The organism is Cryobacterium sp. TMT4-31, from assembly GCF_004403385.1.
Lineage (GTDB): Bacteria > Actinomycetota > Actinomycetes > Actinomycetales > Microbacteriaceae > Cryobacterium > Cryobacterium zongtaii.
This window is the reverse complement of sequence record NZ_SOGI01000022.1, coordinates 43464-60470: the sequence shown is the minus strand read 5'-3', so window position 1 is coordinate 60470 and position 17007 is coordinate 43464. Positions and strand designations below refer to the sequence as shown.

At 66.7% G+C, this 17007-nt stretch carries 10 protein-coding genes and 1 tRNA gene; 9 read left to right on the top strand and 2 right to left on the bottom strand.

Annotated features, from left to right (window positions below; genetic code table 11):
• Window positions 1-115: 115 nt before the first annotated feature.
• From lgt to pyk, 4 genes are all read left to right on the top strand, one after another.
• Entirely contained in the window at window positions 116-1090 is a 975-nt protein-coding gene (lgt, locus tag E3T19_RS05235) for a prolipoprotein diacylglyceryl transferase (RefSeq protein WP_370028109.1), read from the top strand.
• 117 nt (window positions 1091-1207) lie between these two features.
• Window positions 1208-5785, top strand: coding sequence for a glutamate synthase large subunit (gene gltB / locus E3T19_RS05230; protein ID WP_134408253.1), 4578 nt, complete (start codon window positions 1208-1210; stop codon window positions 5783-5785).
• Entirely contained in the window at window positions 5778-7235 is a 1458-nt protein-coding gene (locus tag E3T19_RS05225; RefSeq protein WP_088456262.1) for a glutamate synthase subunit beta, read from the top strand. Before gltB ends, E3T19_RS05225 begins: the two co-directional genes overlap by 8 nt.
• A gap of 87 nt (window positions 7236-7322) precedes the next feature.
• Complete coding sequence (gene pyk, locus E3T19_RS05220; RefSeq protein WP_088456261.1) at window positions 7323-8768, top strand: pyruvate kinase; 1446 nt, start codon at window positions 7323-7325, stop codon at window positions 8766-8768.
• Window positions 8769-9031: 263 nt separating this feature from the next.
• Here the strand turns inward: pyk and E3T19_RS05215 are convergent.
• A tRNA-Leu gene (locus E3T19_RS05215) sits at window positions 9032-9117 on the bottom strand.
• A gap of 38 nt (window positions 9118-9155) precedes the next feature.
• On the opposite strand from E3T19_RS05215, the gene E3T19_RS05210 reads away from it, so the two are divergent.
• On the top strand, window positions 9156-9761 hold the full coding sequence (locus tag E3T19_RS05210; RefSeq protein WP_066595563.1) for an ANTAR domain-containing response regulator: 606 nt from the start codon (window positions 9156-9158) through the stop codon (window positions 9759-9761).
• Window positions 9762-9851: 90 nt separating this feature from the next.
• Here the strand turns inward: E3T19_RS05210 and E3T19_RS05205 are convergent, their stop codons facing one another.
• Window positions 9852-10292, bottom strand: a complete 441-nt coding sequence (locus E3T19_RS05205) for a PaaI family thioesterase (RefSeq protein ID WP_088456260.1) — start codon at window positions 10290-10292, stop codon at window positions 9852-9854.
• A gap of 54 nt (window positions 10293-10346) precedes the next feature.
• Between E3T19_RS05205 and polA the strand changes: the two genes are divergently transcribed.
• The 4 genes from polA to rpsA all read left to right on the top strand — a co-directional run bounded on the left by polA (window position 10347) and on the right by rpsA (window position 16988).
• Entirely contained in the window at window positions 10347-13049 is a 2703-nt protein-coding gene (gene polA / locus E3T19_RS05200) for a DNA polymerase I (RefSeq protein ID WP_134408252.1), read from the top strand.
• A gap of 26 nt (window positions 13050-13075) precedes the next feature.
• Window positions 13076-14752: a DUF885 domain-containing protein gene (locus E3T19_RS05195; protein ID WP_134408251.1), complete on the top strand. Its 1677-nt coding sequence runs from the start codon at window positions 13076-13078 to the stop codon at window positions 14750-14752.
• Window positions 14753-14762: 10 nt separating this feature from the next.
• The gene (locus tag E3T19_RS05190) at window positions 14763-15362 is read left to right on the top strand and encodes a DUF4166 domain-containing protein (RefSeq protein WP_103479493.1); all 600 of its coding nucleotides are present in this window, start codon (window positions 14763-14765) and stop codon (window positions 15360-15362) included.
• A gap of 168 nt (window positions 15363-15530) precedes the next feature.
• Entirely contained in the window at window positions 15531-16988 is a 1458-nt protein-coding gene (rpsA, locus tag E3T19_RS05185; RefSeq protein WP_088456256.1) for a 30S ribosomal protein S1, read from the top strand.
• Window positions 16989-17007 lie beyond the last annotated feature (19 nt).

The window sequence follows — 17007 nt, the reverse complement described above, 5'->3', positions numbered from 1 at the left end:
TCGGCCGTTCTCGCCGTCAGGTCCCTGCGTTTATGCCATCCCGTTTAGGGTAAATTGTCCGAGGCGGTCGATCGACCGGCTCCCAGTGACCAGAGTGTCACGATGAAAGGTTGTTGTGGTGTCGTTGCCCTTGAGCATTCCGAGCCCTGAGTGGAGCTTCTTCGACCTGGGGCCGTTCCGCATCCACGCGTATGCGATCTGCATCCTGATCGGTATCTTCCTGGCCACCGCGATGACCTCGCGGCGGCTGACGAAGCGCGGCGGCGAGCCGGGCGTGGTGCTGGATATCATCCTCTGGGCTGTGCCGCTGGGCATCGTCGGAGCCCGGATCTTCCACGTGCTCACCCACCCCAACGACTACTTCTACGACGGAGCGAACCTCTGGGACGTCTTCGCGGTGTGGAAGGGCGGCATCGCCATCTTCGGCGCCCTGCTCGGCGGCGCCGTCGGCGCGTACATCGGCACCCGACGCGCCGGCATCCGGTTCTGGTCGTTCGCCGACGCCCTGGCCCCGGGAATGCTCCTCGCCCAGGCCATGGGGCGACTCGGCAACTGGTTCAACCACGAGCTGTTCGGCCTGCCCACCACGCTCCCGTGGGGCCTGGAGATCTCCACCGACAACCCCGCGTACCCCGTCGGCCTGCCCGTCGGCACCCTCTTCCACCCCACCTTCCTGTACGAGATCGTCTGGAATCTGGTCGGTGTCGCCGTGATCCTCATCCTCGAACGCAAGTTCCGGCTGCGCTGGGGCACCGCGTTCGGTGTCTACCTGATCTGGTACGGCGCGGGACGCAGCGTGTTCGAATCGATCCGCGTCGACCCGAGCGAGATCTTCTTCGGCCTCCGCACCAACGTGTGGGCCGCCCTGTTCGCCATCCTGGTCGGCCTGATCATCATCATTGTGCAGAGCAGACGGCACACCGGAATCGAACTGAGCCCGTACCTGCCCGGGCGCGAGTGGAAGCCGGTCGACCCTGAGGTACAATCTGGTGAAACCGATTCCGTTTTCGAGGATCACGGCAATGAGGCTGATGAACCCGTTGAATCACGCGACGTCGACGCCACAAGCACAACCGACTCCCGCCCCTAACCGCGGTCATCCCACCCGGTCCACGGTTTTCGCCCTCCATTTCGGGCGGAGTGGCTTCTCTTCTTCCCGCGGGCCAACGTCGTCCCCACCTGCCAGTCATTTTGTGAGGACGGTCTAATGACGCAGCAACCCCTCTTCTCCAGGTTCAGTAGTGTTCCCTCAGCCCAGGGGCTCTACAACCCGCACGACGAACGTGATGCCTGCGGTCTCGCCATGGTCGCCACCCTGCGGGGAACGGCCGGACACGACATCATCACGCGAGCGCTCGACGCACTGCGCAACCTCGAACATCGCGGTGCGGTCGGTTCCGACGCCGGAACGGGCGACGGCGCCGGTATCGTCACCCAGATCCCGGATGAGTTCTTCCGTGCGGTGTCCACGTTCGACCTGCCCGACGCCGGACGGTACGCCGTCGGCAACGTCTTCCTGCCCACAGAACCGACCGCCCGCAGCGCGGTCAAGAGCGCCATCGAGGCCATCGCCAAGGAGGAGAACCTCCACGTTCTCGGCTGGCGCGAGGTCCCGGTTCGCCCCGACGAGGTCGGCAACCTGGCGCGGGCCGCGATGCCCGCCATCCAGCAGCTGTACGTCTCCAGCAGCCGCACCACCGAGGACGGCCTGCCCCTGGCCGGCATCAACCTGGACCGCCAGGCCGTCCGGTTGCGGAAACGCTCCGAACGCGAGGTGGAGACCTACTTCGCGTCGTTGTCCTGTCGCACCATCGTGTACAAGGGCATGGTCACGACCCTTCAGCTGGAGCCGTTCTACCCCGACCTGTCCGACGAGCGCTTCACCTCGAAGCTGGCGCTGGTGCACTCGCGGTACTCCACCAACACCTTCCCGTCCTGGCCTCTCGCGCAGCCGTTCCGGATGATCGCGCACAACGGCGAGATCAACACGGTGCAGGGCAACCGCAACTGGATGCGCGCCCGCCAGTCGCAGCTCGAATCGGAGTTGCTCGGCGACCTGAACCCGTTGTTCCCGATCGTCACCCCCGGCGCCAGCGACTCGGCGTCCTTCGATGAGGTCGTCGAACTGCTGAGCCTGTCCGGCCGGTCGCTGCCGCACGCCGTGATGATGATGGTGCCGGAGGCCTGGGAGAACCAGCCCGACCTGGACCGTGACCGCCGAGCGTTCTACGAGTACCACTCCATGTTGATGGAACCGTGGGACGGCCCCGCCGCCATCGTCTTCACCGACGGCACCCTCGTCGGCGCCACCCTGGACCGCAACGGTCTGCGGCCCGGCCGCTACGTGATCACCGACGACGGACTCGTCGTGCTCGCCAGCGAGATCGGCGTCATCGACGTCGACCCCGCCCGGGTGGTCCGCAAGGGGCGCCTGCAGCCCGGCAAGATGTTCCTCGTCGACACCGAGGCCGGCCGCATCATCGAAGATGAGGAGATCAAGGGCGACCTCGCCGCCAGCGAGCCCTGGGGCTCCTGGCTCGACGCCGGCCGGATCAACCTCAAGGACCTGCCGGAACGGGAGCACATCGTGCACCCGCCGGCATCCGTGGTCCGTCGCCAGCGCACCTTCGGCTACACCGAAGAAGAGGTACGCATTCTGCTGGCCCCGATGGCCCGCAACGGCGCGGAGCCCCTCGGTGCGATGGGCAGCGACACGCCCATCGCGGTGCTCAGCGAGCGCCCCCGGCTGCTCTTCGACTACTTCACCCAGCAGTTCGCGCAGGTGACGAACCCGCCGCTGGACTCAATCCGGGAAGAGGTCGTCACCAGCCTCAAGCTGGGCCTCGGCCCCGAGCTCAACCTGCTCGCGGCGGGCCCGGAGCACGCTCGCCAGGTGGTGCTCGACTTCCCGGTCATCGACAACGACGAGCTGGCCAAGATCCAGCACATCGACACGTCCCCCGGCAGCCGCACCACCACCACGATCCGTGGCCTCTACAGATTCGACGAGGGTCCCAGCGCACTCTCCAACCGGATCGAGGAAATGTGCCACGAGGTCGACGCGGCCATCGAGGACGGCGCTCTCTTCATCGTGCTGTCCGACCGGGACAGCACCAAGGACCTCGCGCCCATCCCGTCGCTGCTGATGATCGCGGCCGTGCACCACCACCTCATCCGCACCGAGAACCGGCTCAAGGTCGGCATCGTCGTGGAAGCCGGTGACGTGCGCGAGGTGCACCACGTGGCGCTCCTCATCGGGTACGGCGCCAGCGCCGTCAACCCGTACCTGGCCATGGAGACCTGCGAGGACCTCGTGCGCAGCGGCTTCATCACCACCGTCACGCCCGAGAAGGCCGTGAAGAACGTGATCAAGGCGCTCGGCAAGGGCGTACTCAAGATCATGTCCAAGATGGGCATCTCCACGGTGTCGTCCTACGCCGGCGCGCAGACCTTCGAGGCCGTCGGCCTGAGCCAGGTCTTCATCGACCAGTACTTCACCGGCACCACGAGCAAGCTCGGCGGCGTCGGGATCGACGTGATCGCGGCCGAGAACCTCGAACGCCACACCGGCGCCTACCCGCCGGATGCCGCCGTCACCGTGCACGAGCGTCTCGCCACCGGCGGCGAATACCAGTGGCGTCGCGACGGTTCCCCGCACCTGTTCAACCCCGAGACCATCTTCAGGTTGCAGCACTCCACCCGCACCCGCCGCTACGACATCTTCAAGGAGTACACCAAGCTCGTCGACGACCAGTCGGAGAGCCTGATGACGCTGCGTGGCATGTTCGCCTTCAACATCGGGCAGCGAAAGCCCATCCCGATCGACGAGGTCGAGTCGGTCGCATCGATCGTGAAGAAGTTCTCCACCGGCGCGATGAGTTACGGCTCCATCTCGCAGGAGGCTCACGAGACCCTCGCCATCGCGATGAACCGGCTCGGCGGCAAGTCCAACACCGGTGAGGGCGGCGAGGACCTCGACCGTCTGCTCGACCCGACACGGCGGAGCGCGGTCAAGCAGGTCGCGTCCGGCCGGTTCGGCGTCACGAGCATGTACCTCACCCACGCCGACGACATCCAGATCAAGCTCGCCCAGGGTGCCAAGCCGGGGGAGGGCGGCCAGTTGCCGCCCACCAAGGTTTACCCGTGGGTCGCCCGCACTCGGCACGCCACCGCGGGCGTCGGCCTGATCTCGCCACCCCCCCACCACGACATCTACTCGATCGAAGACCTCAAGCAGCTGATCTTCGACCTCAAGCGGGCCAACCCGACCGCGCGCATCCACACCAAACTGGTCAGCCAGTCCGGTATCGGTGCCGTCGCGGCCGGCGTCGCCAAGGCGCTCTCCGACGTGATCCTGGTATCAGGACACGACGGCGGCACCGGCGCGAGCCCGCTCAACTCGCTCAAGCACGCCGGCACCCCCTGGGAACTCGGCCTGGCCGAGACCCAGCAGACCCTGATGCTGAACGGGATGCGCGACAGGGTCGTGCTCCAGGTCGACGGCCAGCTCAAGACCGGCCGTGACGTCGTCATCGGCGCCCTGCTCGGAGCTGAGGAGTTCGGTTTCGCCACCGCCCCTCTAATCGTCGAGGGCTGCATCATGATGCGGGTCTGCCACCTGGACACCTGCCCGGTCGGCGTCGCAACCCAGAACCCCGAGCTCCGCAAGCGGTTCAGCGGCAAGGCCGACTACGTGGTGAACTTCTTCGAGTTCATCGCGCAGGAGGTGCGCGAGTACCTCGCCGAGCTCGGCTTCCGGAGCCTCGACGAGGCCACCGGCCGCAAGGAACTGTTGAACGTGAACGGCGCCCTCAACCACTGGAAGGCATCCGGGCTCAACCTGGCGCCGATCCTGGTCGGCCCCGACTTCTCCGCCGGCGAACCGCGACGTTCCAGCCGGGAGCAGGAGCACGAACTCGACGAGCACTTCGACGTCGAGCTGATCAGGCAGAGCGCCAATGTGCTCGAGCACGGCGGCCAGGTCACGATCGCGCTGCCGATCCGGAACACCGAACGCGCCGTCGGCACCATGCTGGGCCACCAGGTGACCCTGCGGCACGGCGAGAACGGCCTGCCGGCCGGCTCCATCGACGTCACCCTGACCGGGTCGGCGGGGCAGTCCCTCGGCGCTTTCCTGCCCAGCGGCATCACCCTGCGCCTCGAGGGGGATTCCAACGACTACGTCGGCAAGGGCCTCTCCGGCGGGCAGATCATCGTGCGCCCCGACCGCGGCAGCGTCTTCGCTGCCGAGGAGAACGTGATCGCCGGAAACGTGATCGGCTACGGCGCGACCCTGGGCAGCATTTTCATCCGCGGCATCGTCGGTGAACGATTCCTGGTGCGCAACTCCGGTGCGACCGCCGTCGTCGAGGGGGTGGGCGACCACGCCCTCGAGTACATGACCGGTGGACTCGCCGTGATTCTCGGCGAGACCGGCCGTAACCTCGGCGCGGGCATGTCCGGCGGAACCGCATACATCTACCGGCTGCGCTCGGAGCTCGTCAACCGTGACTCGCTGGACTCCGGCGAACTCACCCTGCTGCCGCTCGGCAGCGCCGACATCGAAATCGTCGGGGACCTGCTGGAACAGCACCTGGAACAGACCGATTCTGTTCTGGCCGCGCGGCTCCTCGCCGACCGCGACACGACAATGAAGAACTTCGTCAAGGTGCTGCCGCGTGACTACGCAGCCGTCCTGGCGACGAGGCAGAGCGCCGTGGCCGAGGGGCTCGACCCCGACGGCGACGTGGTCTGGAACCGCATCTTGGAGGTAACCAATGGCTGACCCGAAGGGATTCCTGAAGACCACGGACCGGGAACTTCCCGCCCGTCGTCCGGTCTCCATCCGTCTGATGGACTGGAAAGAGGTCTACGAGGCCGGCGACTCCGCCGTGCTCAAGCGCCAGGCCGGCCGCTGCATGGACTGCGGTGTTCCGTTCTGCCACCAGGGCTGCCCGCTGGGCAACCTGATCCCGGAGTGGAACGACCTCACCTGGCGTGACGAGGGCCGACAGGCCATCGAGCGTCTGCACGCGACGAACAACTTCCCCGAGTTCACCGGCCGGCTCTGCCCGGCACCGTGCGAGTCCGCCTGCGTCCTCGGCATCAACCAGCCGGCGGTGACCATCAAGCAGGTCGAGGTCTCGATCATCGACCAGGCCTTCGCCGAGGGCTGGGTCACCCCCCAGCCGCCCGGCCGACTCACCGGCAAGACCATCGCCGTCGTCGGCTCCGGACCGGCCGGACTCGCCGCCGCCCAGCAGCTGACCAGGGCCGGGCACACCGTGGCCGTGTTCGAACGCGACGACCGCATCGGCGGCCTGCTGCGCTACGGCATCCCGGACTTCAAAATGGAGAAGAAGCACCTCGACCTGCGTCTGTCCCAGATGACCGCAGAGGGCACCCGCTTCCGCGCCGGCGTCAACATCGGGGTGGACATCACCTGGACCGATCTGCGGGCCAGGTACGACGCTGTCGTCATCGCGACCGGCGCCATGGTGCCCCGCGACCTGCCGATTCCGGGGCGCGACTTGCCCGGGGTGCATTTCGCGATGGAATACCTCGTGCAGCAAAACAAGGTTGGCGCCGGCGACACCGTCGACAACCAGATCCTCGCCGAAGGCAAGCATGTCGTCGTGCTCGGCGGCGGTGACACCGGTGCGGACTGCATCGGCACCGCGAACCGTCAGCTGGCCGCCTCGGTGACCAACCTGGCCATCGGCAAGCAGCCCGGTGACAGCCGCCCGGAACACCAGCCCTGGCCGATGTCGCCGACCCTGTTCGAGGTATCCAGTGCCCACGAAGAGGGCGGCACCCGGGAATACCTCGCGTCCACCATCGAGTTCCTGGCCAACGACGCCGGTGAGGTGCGTGCCATCCGGGTCGCCGAAACCGAATATCTCGATGGCCGACGGGTGCCCAAAGCCGGAACCGAACGGGAGATTCCCGCTGATCTGGTGTTGCTGGCACTGGGCTTCACCGGTCCGGACAGCGCCGAACTGACCCATGATCTGCATCTGCCGCTCGACGACCGGAGTAATGTCGTCCGTGATAGTGATTACCAGACCAGCCACGAGGGTGTATTCGTTGCCGGAGATGCAGGCCGAGGTCAGTCGCTCATCGTATGGGCGATCGCCGAAGGACGCGCTGCTGCGGCAGCCGTCGATCGGTATCTCGAAGGCGAGACTCAACTGCCCGCCCCGGTGAAGCCGACGGATCATTCGTTTGCCATCTGAGCGTCCGAACTGATTCCGCTGCCCATTCTCCAACCAACCGAACGCACCAATGCGCCACACCGGCGCGGAAACCGGAGATCCACCAGTATGAGACGCGCGAAAATCGTCGCCACCCTCGGGCCGGCAGCATCCAGCTACGAACAGATCCGCGCCATTATCGACGCCGGCGTTGACGTCTGCCGTATGAACCTGAGCCACGGTGACTACACCGTGCACGAAGGCGTTTACGCCAACATCCGGAAGGCAGCCAACGACTCCGGCCGTGCCGTCGCCGTGATGGTCGACCTGCAGGGCCCGAAGATCCGTCTGGGCAAGTTCGAGGGCGGACCGTACGACCTCGCCGTCGGCGACATCTTCAAGATCACCACCGAGGACATCCTCGGCACCAAGGAACTGTCCGGCACGACCTACAAGGGCCTGCCGAACGACGTCAAGCAGGGGGACTTCCTCCTGATCGACGACGGCAAGGTCAAGGTCGAGGTCGTCGAGACCGACGGCACCGTCGTGACCACGAAGGTCATCGTCGCCGGCCCGGTGTCGAACAACAAGGGCATCAACCTGCCCGGTGTTGCCGTCAACGTGCCTGCCCTGTCCGTCAAGGACGAGGCCGACCTGCGTTGGGGCCTGCGCCTCGGCACCGACCTCATCGCGCTGTCCTTCGTGCGCAACGCGGCCGACATCGACCGGGTGCACGAGATCATGGCCGAAGAGGGCCGCAAGGTTCCCGTCATCGCCAAGATCGAGAAGCCGCAGGCCGTCGAGGCACTCGAGGGCATCGTCGACGCGTTCGACGCGATCATGGTGGCCCGTGGCGACCTGGGTGTCGAGCTTCCGCTCGAGGCCGTCCCGATCGTGCAGAAGCACGCCGTCGAACTGGCCCGCCGCATGGCGAAGCCGGTCATCGTCGCAACGCAGATGCTCGAATCGATGATCCACAGCCCCGTTCCCACGCGCGCGGAGACGTCCGACGTCGCCAACGCCGTGCTCGACGGTGCTGACGCGGTCATGCTCAGCGGCGAGACCAGCGTCGGCGAATACCCGGTGGTCACCGTTCAGACGATGGCGCGCATCGTGGCCTCCACCGAGGAGCACGGCCTGGAGCGGATCGCACCGCTCACCAACAAGCCGCGCACCCAGGGCGGCGCCATCACGCTGGCCGCCATCGAGGTCGCTGAATTCGTCGAGGCCAAGTACCTCTGCATCTTCACCGAGTCAGGAGACTCCGCGCGTCGTATGTCGCGCCTGCGCTCCTCGATCCCGATGCTGGCCTTCACCCCCGAGGCGAGCATCCGTCGTCGCCTCGCGTTGACCTGGGGCGTGCAGACGTACCTGGTCGACCGGGTGACCCACACCGACTCGATGTTCGGTCAGGTCGACGACATCCTGCTCGGCCAGGGCCTGGCTGAGATCGGCGACAAGGTCGTGGTGATCTCCGGATCCCCTCCCGGAATCGCGGGTTCGACGAACGACATCCGGGTTCACCGCATCGGTGACGCCCACAACGGTGTCGCTCCGGCGTACGCCCAGCAGTAACCAGCAGTACGACAACAGCCCCGCGGAGAAATCCGCGGGGCTGTTGTCGTATCCGTGGCGAAGACCCTCTGGGCGGCCGTGCACGGTCGATGGACGACTGTGCGGTCGACTGACGGACACAACGGACGGATGCGGCGACCGATCGCTGAGACGGGCGTGTGCGGGCGCTGGAGGCCCGGCTGCGGGGGAGGAGGACGCCGATCAGGGACAGAAACACCGCATGCCCGCCGCCGGTGGAACCGGGCAACGGGCATGCGGTGAAGTGGTACCGGTGGTGGGACTCGAACCCACACGTCCTTGCGAACAAAGCATTTTGAGTGCTCCGCGTCTGCCATTCCGCCACACCGGCTCACAACACCTGCACCAGAATACCGTAGGCTTTTGGCTGTGACCGACCAAGAGACAACTCCAGTACCCCCCCGCCGCGTCGTTGTAGCGGAGGATGAATCCCTCATCAGGCTCGACATCGTCGAGATCCTCCGAGACAACGGATTCGAAGTGGTGGGCGAAGCCGGCGACGGTGAGACCGCTGTGGCCCTGGCCACCGAGCTCCGCCCCGACCTGGTGATCATGGACGTCAAGATGCCGCACCTCGACGGGATCTCCGCCGCGGAACGCATCACCAAGGCCCACATCGCCCCGGTCGTACTGCTCACTGCGTTCAGCCAGAAGGAACTGGTCGAGCGCGCGAGCGAGGCCGGCGCCCTGGCGTACGTCGTGAAGCCGTTCACCCCGAACGACCTGCTGCCCGCGATCGAGATCGCCCTCTCGCGGTACAGCCAGATCATCACCCTCGAGGCCGAGGTCGCCGACCTGGTCGAACGTTTCGAGACCCGCAAGCTCGTCGACCGGGCCAAGGGCCTGCTCAACGAGAAGATGGGCCTGACCGAGCCGGAGGCGTTCCGATGGATCCAGAAGGCGTCCATGGACCGCCGTCTGACCATGCACGATGTCGCACAGGCGATCATCGAACAGCTCTCCGCCAAGAAATAGTCGGCCAGCCACAAAGCAGCCGGCACCACCGTCACGAAAAAAGCGGGTCCCTCCGGTGAGGGGCCCGCTTTTTCGTGCTCGCAGAGCGGATCAGCGTGCTGCCGGCTGGTCCAGGATCAGGTTGGTGATGCGGATCGTCGAACAGCGACGGCCCGCATCGTCGGTCACCACGATCTCGTGGGTGGTGAGCGTGCGCCCCAGGTGGATCGGGGTGCACACGGCGGTGACATACCCGGAGGTGGCCGAGCCGGTATGGCTGGCGTTGATCTCGATGCCCACGGCGAGCTTGCCGGGGCCGGCGTGCAGATTGGCCGACATCGACCCGAGCGACTCGCCCATCACCACGTAGGCGCCGCCGTGCAGCAGCATGGCCGGCTGGGTGTTGCCCTCGACGGGCATCCGCGCCACGGCCCTCTCGAGTGAGAACTCGGTGAACTCGATGCCCATCTTGTCGGCCAGGTCGCCGGCGCCGCGTGCCTTCGTCCAGGCGAGGAAGTCGGTGGTGCTCTCGGGCGGGTTCTGCTCGGTCATGGTCACCTCGTGGCTCGGCTCAGCCCCACCGGAGGCGGCTTGTAGGCTGGGACTGTGTCGGAATCAAAAAAGCCTACCCTGATGATCATCGATGGCCACTCGCTGGCGTACCGGGCGTTCCACGCCCTGCCCATCGACAGCTTCCAAACCCAGGACGGGCAGCACACCAACGCCATCCACGGGTTCCTGTCGATGCTGCTGAGCCTGCTCCGCACCGAGAATCCGAGCCACATCGCCGTGGCATTCGATATCTCCCGGTATTCCTTCCGCACCCGCGACTACCCCGAATACAAGGGCACCAGGGCGATCACTCCGTCGGAGTTCAAGGGCCAGGTGCCCCTGCTCCAGGAAGCCCTCAAGGCCCTGAATATCACCACCCTGACCAAGGACGACTACGAGGCAGACGATATCCTCGCGACGCTGTCGGTCCGCGGCACCGCCGAGGGCTACGACGTCTTCGTGGTGTCCGGCGACCGGGACACGATCCAGTTGGTCAACGACACCGTCACCCTGCTCTACCCGGCCAGCCAGGGCGTTTCGGCGCTGACCAGGTATGACCCGGCCAAGGTGCGCGAGAAGTACGGCATCGCCCCCGAACAGTACCCGGACATCGCCGCGTTGGTCGGCGAGACCAGCGACAACCTGATCGGCATCAGCAAGGTCGGCGAGAAGACGGCCGTGAAGTGGCTTGAGAGGTTCGGCAGCCTCGACGCGATCCTCGAGCACGCCGACGAGATCACCGGCGTTGTCGGCGCCAACCTGCGCGAGCAGAAGGACAATGCGATCCGCAACCGCCGCCTCAACCGGCTGGTCACCGACCTCGACCTGCCCGTCGAGCTGCGCGACCTGGTGCGCGGACCGATCGACGAGGACGCCGTGCGTGAGGTCTTCGGGCGCCTGGAGTTCCGCACCCTGCTGGACAGGGTGATCAAGCTCGAGGCCAACGCCAACGCCAACGGCAATGGCAACGGGACCGCCACCGGTGACGCCGCCGGCGCGGCTCCGGTCACCGAGGTCCCCGCGGCGGCGAAGGCACCGGTGCAGCGCGAACTGCTCGACGAGGAACTCGCCACCTGGCTGGACCGGGTGACCACGACCGGAACCGCCCTTTCCGTCACCGTTGAGCTCCTCAACGGCCTGCCGATCGGCTTCGGCCTGGCCACGGCCACCGAGACCGCGACGGTGGCCTGGCAGCCCGGTCGGGCCGATTACCGGCCGCTCGAGGAATGGCTCGCGGGCCCGAGCCCCAAGGTCATGCACGACGCCAAGCCGCAGGTGAAGGCCCTCACCCGCGCCGGCCTGGTGCTGAACGGATTGGCCATCGACACCCTGGTGGCCGGTTGGCTGCTGCGCCCGGGCGGCCCTGACAAGACTCTCGCCGACCTCGTCAAGCGCTACCTCGACGAGACCGTGCCCGTCGTCGACCCCAACCAGCTGGTGCCGGATGAGAGCGTCGCCGGCGGCGTCGCCGTGGACTCCTGGTACACGGTGCGCCTCGCCGCCGCCGTGACCGCGTTGCTCGACTCGGGTTCGCGAACCGTTCTGACCGACATCGAGATGCCCACCCTGATGACACTGGCAGCCATGGAACTGACCGGCGTCGCGGTCAATCACACCGAACTCGCGGCCCTGTCCGTACAGCTGGGCGACACCGCAGCGGAGCTCGCGGCCGGCGCCTACGCCCAGATCGGCCGCGAGGTCAATCTCGGTTCTCCCAAGCAGCTGCAGGAGGTGCTCTTCGATCAGCTGGGCATGCCGCGCACCCGGGCCAACAAGACCGGCTTCACCACGGATGCCGGCGCCCTCGCCGATCTGCAGGCCAGCAACCCGCACCCGTTCCTCGACCTGCTCCTGAAGCACCGGGACGCCACGAAGCTGCGCCAGATCGTGGAAACCCTGGACCGGGCCATCGACGACACCGGCCGCATCCACACCACCTACGTGCAGATCGGCACCGCCACCGGCCGGATCTCCTCCACCGACCCGAACCTGCAGAACATCCCCGTCCGCACCGAGGAAGGCCGCCGCATCCGGGCCGCGTTCCATGCCGGGTCCGGCTCCGAAAGCCTCCTCACCGCCGACTACTCGCAGATCGAGATGCGCATCATGGCGCACCTCTCCGAGGACGCCGGCCTCATCGAGGCGTTCAACGCCGGCGAAGACCTGCACAGGTTCGTCGGCGCCAGGGTCTTCGGTGTCGCACCTGAGGACGTGACCGGGGAGATGCGCAACAAGGTCAAGGCCATGTCGTACGGGCTTGCCTACGGGCTCAGCGCCTTCGGCCTGTCCAAGCAGCTGCGCATCGAATCGCGCGAGGCCAAGCAGCTCATCGCCGACTACTTCGCCAGGTTCGGCGCCGTACGCGACTACCTGCGCCGGGTGGTCGAGCAGGCCAAGGTCGACGGCTACACCACGACGATCTTCGGCCGCCGCCGGCCGTTCCCCGAGTTGAACAGCCCCAACCGGGTGCTGCGGGACAACGCCGAACGGGCCGCTCTGAACGCACCCATCCAGGGTTCTGCCGCCGACCTGATGAAGATCGCGATGAACAACATCGCGCTCGACCTGCGCGAACAGGACCTGCAGAGCCGCATGATGCTTCAGGTTCACGACGAACTGATCTTCGAGGTCGCCCCGGGGGAGTGGGACGCTCTGCAGCACGTCGTCACCCAGCGGATGGAGTCCGCGGCCGACCTGCTGGTGCCGCTGGACGTGCAGGTGGGCCGCGGGGCCAACTGGGACGCCGCAGCGCACTGACCTGGGCCATGTCCTAGGCTCGGGGGATGACTCTGAACGAAGGCCGGACACCCACCCCCGTCGACCAGATCGCCGAGGGGTGGGTCGACACCCTGGTGTCGCTCGATCCCACTGTGGGCACCTATATCGGCCGGTCGGCGGACGGTTCGGGCTTTGCGGACTATTCGCCGGACGGCCACGCCGCCTACGTGCAGGCCGCGGCCGCCACCATCCGGCTGCTGGACGACAGCGTCCCGGTCGACGACGTTGACAGGGTCACCCGCACCGATCTGCGCAGCAGCCTCGCGCTGGACCTGGAGAGCTCCGCCGCCTGCCTGCAGCTGCGCGACCTCAACGTCATCGCGTCACCCGCGCAGGGCATCCGCGAGGTCTTCGACCTCATGCCCACCGCCACGGTCGAGGATTGGCGCAACATCTCCGCGCGCCTGGGCGCCGTGCCGGCGGCCATCACGGGCTACATCGAAACCCTGCGCCTCGGCATCGAGCAGGGCACCACGCCGGCCCGGCGGCAGGTGCGCGAGGTGCTCGACCAGGCCAGACGCAACGCCGCCAACGACGGGTTCTTCAACCACTTCGTCGCCGACGCCGGCCTCGAGCACGGTTCGCTGCCGGCCTCCCTGGCCACCGACCTCGGTGCCGGAGCCCACGCGGCGGCCACCGCCTACGAGCGGCTGGCGACGTTCCTCGCCGACGAGCTCGAGCCCCGTGCCACCGAGCAGGATGCCGTCGGCCGGGACCTCTACGCGTTGAGGTCGCGGCACTTCCTCGGCGCCACCATCGACCTCGACGAAACGTACGAGTGGGGCATCCAGGAACTCGCCCGCATGACAGAGGAACAGGAGAGCGTGGCCAGGCAGATCAAGCCCGGCGCCACCGTTCTCGAGGCGATCGCGTTCCTGGACACCGACCCGGCCCGGAAGTTGCACGGCACCGACGCCCTGCAACGCTGGATGCAGGAGACCAGCGACCGGGCCGTCGCCGAACTCGGCGCCACCCAGTTCGACATTCCCGAGGAGATCCGCCGTCTGGAGTGCCTGATCGCCCCCACCCAGGAGGGCGGCATCTACTACACCGGACCCACCGATGATTTCTCCCGCCCCGGCCGGATGTGGTGGTCGGTGCCCGTCGGCGTCACCGAATTCGACACCTGGCGCGAACTCACCACGGTCTATCACGAGGGAATCCCCGGCCATCACCTGCAGATCGGCCAGGCGGTTTACAACCGGGCGTCCCTGAACACCTGGCGCCGCCAGCTGGCCGGCACGTCTGGCCACGCGGAGGGCTGGGCGCTCTACGCCGAGCGGCTGATGGAGCAGTTGGGCTACCTGGACGATCCCGCCGACAGGCTCGGCATGCTCGACGGGCAGCGGATGCGCGCTGCCAGGGTCGTGCTCGACATCGGAGTGCACCTGGGCAAGAAGGTGCCGGACGGGTCGCAGACCTGGACCGCCGACTACGCCTTCGACTTCCTGGCCGGAAACGTGAACATGAACGACGGCTTCGTGAAGTTCGAGGTGAACCGGTACCTCGGCTGGCCCGGCCAGGCACCGTCGTACAAGGTGGGCCAACGCATCTGGGAGCAACTGCGCGATGACGCCAAGGCCCGCGAGGGAACCGGCTTCGACATCAAGGAGTTCCACCGCCGCGCCCTCGACCTCGGCGGGGTCGGCCTCGACACCCTCCGGTCGGCTTTGCAGAACTGACCCGGTGCCGATGCCGTCGCCGTACGAGGCCGCCCTCGGCGGTGACCTGACGGGACTGCACCCACAGCTGCGCGCCTACTTCACGGCTATCCCGGCCGGTCGGCACGGCCTCGGCCGGGGGACCTTCGACAGGGTCGGCACCCCGCGGCGCTGGCTGTGGCCGGTTCTGGCGCTGCTGGCCCGCGACGCTGTGCTGTTCCCGGTTTGGGAACACGACGTGCCCTTCCTGGTCGTGAACCGGCCGGGACCCGATCGGGTGCATGCTGTGCGCCGCTTTGAATTTCCGGCCGGGTCCCGCGACATGATCGATGTCATCGGCGCGGATGCCGGCGGCCTCGCCGACCGCCTCGGCCGGAGCGGACGCCTGGAAACCCGCCTTGACGCCCGCATTGTCGACGGTGCCCTGCACCTGGATTCCGCAGGTGTCTACGTGCACCTCGCCGGTCGCCGGGTTCCGGTCCCACGGCTGTGCGCGCCCCTGGTTCACCTGACGGAACGCTTCGACGACGGTGACCAGCGGCAGCACGTGCAGGTCACCGTGAGCCTGCCGTTCGTCGGGCGGGTATACGAATACTCGGGGTCCTTTCGGTACTCGATCGAAGACGCGTGAGATGCGTTGCCGCCGCCGCCGAGAACGGGTTGCCGGGGCGCTCCCGAAACAGCTAAGCTTCACTGTCACGCTTGTGACGAATTAGCCGCTGCCAGTCGCGGATCTTGAACACGTATCGCACGACCTTCCCTTCTGGCCCGAATATGTCCATCCTGGAGCAACTACTACATGACAATCGCAACGACCGAACGGGCACCCAAGCAGGTCGCCATCAACGACATCGGATCTGCTGAAGACTTCCTTGCCGCGGTCGAAAAGACTCTGAAATTCTTCAACGACGGCGACCTCATCGAGGGCACCGTTGTGAAGATCGACCGCGACGAGGTCCTCCTCGACGTCGGCTACAAGACCGAGGGTGTCATCCCCTCCCGCGAGCTCTCCATCAAGCACGACGTCGACCCCTCTGAGGTCGTCAAGGTCGGCGACCTGGTCGAGGCACTCGTTCTTCAGAAGGAAGACAAAGAAGGCCGTCTCATCCTGTCGAAGAAGCGCGCTCAGTACGAGCGTGCATGGGGCGACGTCGAGAAGATCAAGGAATCCGACGGAGTCGTCACCGGTTCGGTCATTGAGGTCGTCAAGGGCGGGCTCATCGTCGACATCGGCCTGCGCGGCTTCCTGCCGGCATCGCTCATCGAGCTTCGCCGTGTTCGCGACCTGACCCCGTACCTGGGCCAGGAGATCGAGGCCAAGATCCTCGAACTCGACAAGAACCGCAACAACGTCGTCCTGTCGCGCCGCGCCCTGCTCGAGCAGACGCAGTCCGAGAGCCGCACCACGTTCCTCAACAACCTCCAGAAGGGACAGGTCCGCAAGGGCGTCGTCTCGTCGATCGTCAACTTCGGTGCGTTCGTCGACCTGGGTGGCGTTGACGGTCTGGTACACGTCTCCGAGCTCAGCTGGAAGCACATTGAGCACGCCAGCGAGGTCGTCGAGGTCGGTCAGGAAGTCACCGTCGAGATCCTCGAGGTCGACCTGGACCGCGAGCGCGTTTCCCTGTCGCTCAAGGCCACGCAGGAAGACCCGTGGCAGGTCTTCGCCCGCACCCACGCCATCGGCCAGGTTGCACCGGGTAAGGTCACCAAGCTCGTCCCCTTCGGCGCGTTCGTTCGCGTTGCAGAGGGCATCGAGGGCCTGGTCCACATCTCCGAGCTGTCCGGCAAGCACGTCGAACTCGCCGAGCAGGTTGTCTCTGTCGGCGACGAGGTGTTCGTCAAGGTCATCGACATCGACCTGGAGCGTCGCCGCATCTCGCTGAGCCTCAAGCAGGCCAACGATGGTGTCGACCCCGAGGGCACCGAGTTCGACCCGGCACTCTACGGAATGCTCACCGAGTACGACGACCAGGGCAACTACAAGTACCCCGAGGGCTTCGACCCGGAGACCAACGAGTGGCGCGAAGGCTTCGACTCCCAGCGCGAGAAGTGGGAGCAGGACTACGCTGCAGCCCAGGCTCGCTGGGAAGCACACAAGAAGCAGGTCGCATCCGCGAACGACGAGATCATCGCCCCCGGCGATGTCGCGTCCGCAGCCGGTAACTCGTTCACCAGTGAGGCTGCCGGAGCCGGCACCCTCGCCGACGACGAGGCGCTTGCCGCACTGCGCGAGAAGCTGTCCAGCAACAACTAGAAGCTGGCAACAACTAGCA

Coding starts and splice junctions, on each gene's coding strand:
- gltB (WP_134408253.1), top strand. CDS start 1,208: ATGACGCAGCAACCCCTCTTCTCCAGGTTCAGTAGTGTTCCCTCAGCC.
- E3T19_RS05225 (WP_088456262.1), top strand. CDS start 5,778: ATGGCTGACCCGAAGGGATTCCTGAAGACCACGGACCGGGAACTTCCC.
- pyk (WP_088456261.1), top strand. CDS start 7,323: ATGAGACGCGCGAAAATCGTCGCCACCCTCGGGCCGGCAGCATCCAGC.
- E3T19_RS05205 (WP_088456260.1), bottom strand. CDS start 10,292: ATGACCGAGCAGAACCCGCCCGAGAGCACCACCGACTTCCTCGCCTGG.
- E3T19_RS05195 (WP_134408251.1), top strand. CDS start 13,076: ATGACTCTGAACGAAGGCCGGACACCCACCCCCGTCGACCAGATCGCC.
- E3T19_RS05190 (WP_103479493.1), top strand. CDS start 14,763: ATGCCGTCGCCGTACGAGGCCGCCCTCGGCGGTGACCTGACGGGACTG.
- rpsA (WP_088456256.1), top strand. CDS start 15,531: ATGACAATCGCAACGACCGAACGGGCACCCAAGCAGGTCGCCATCAAC.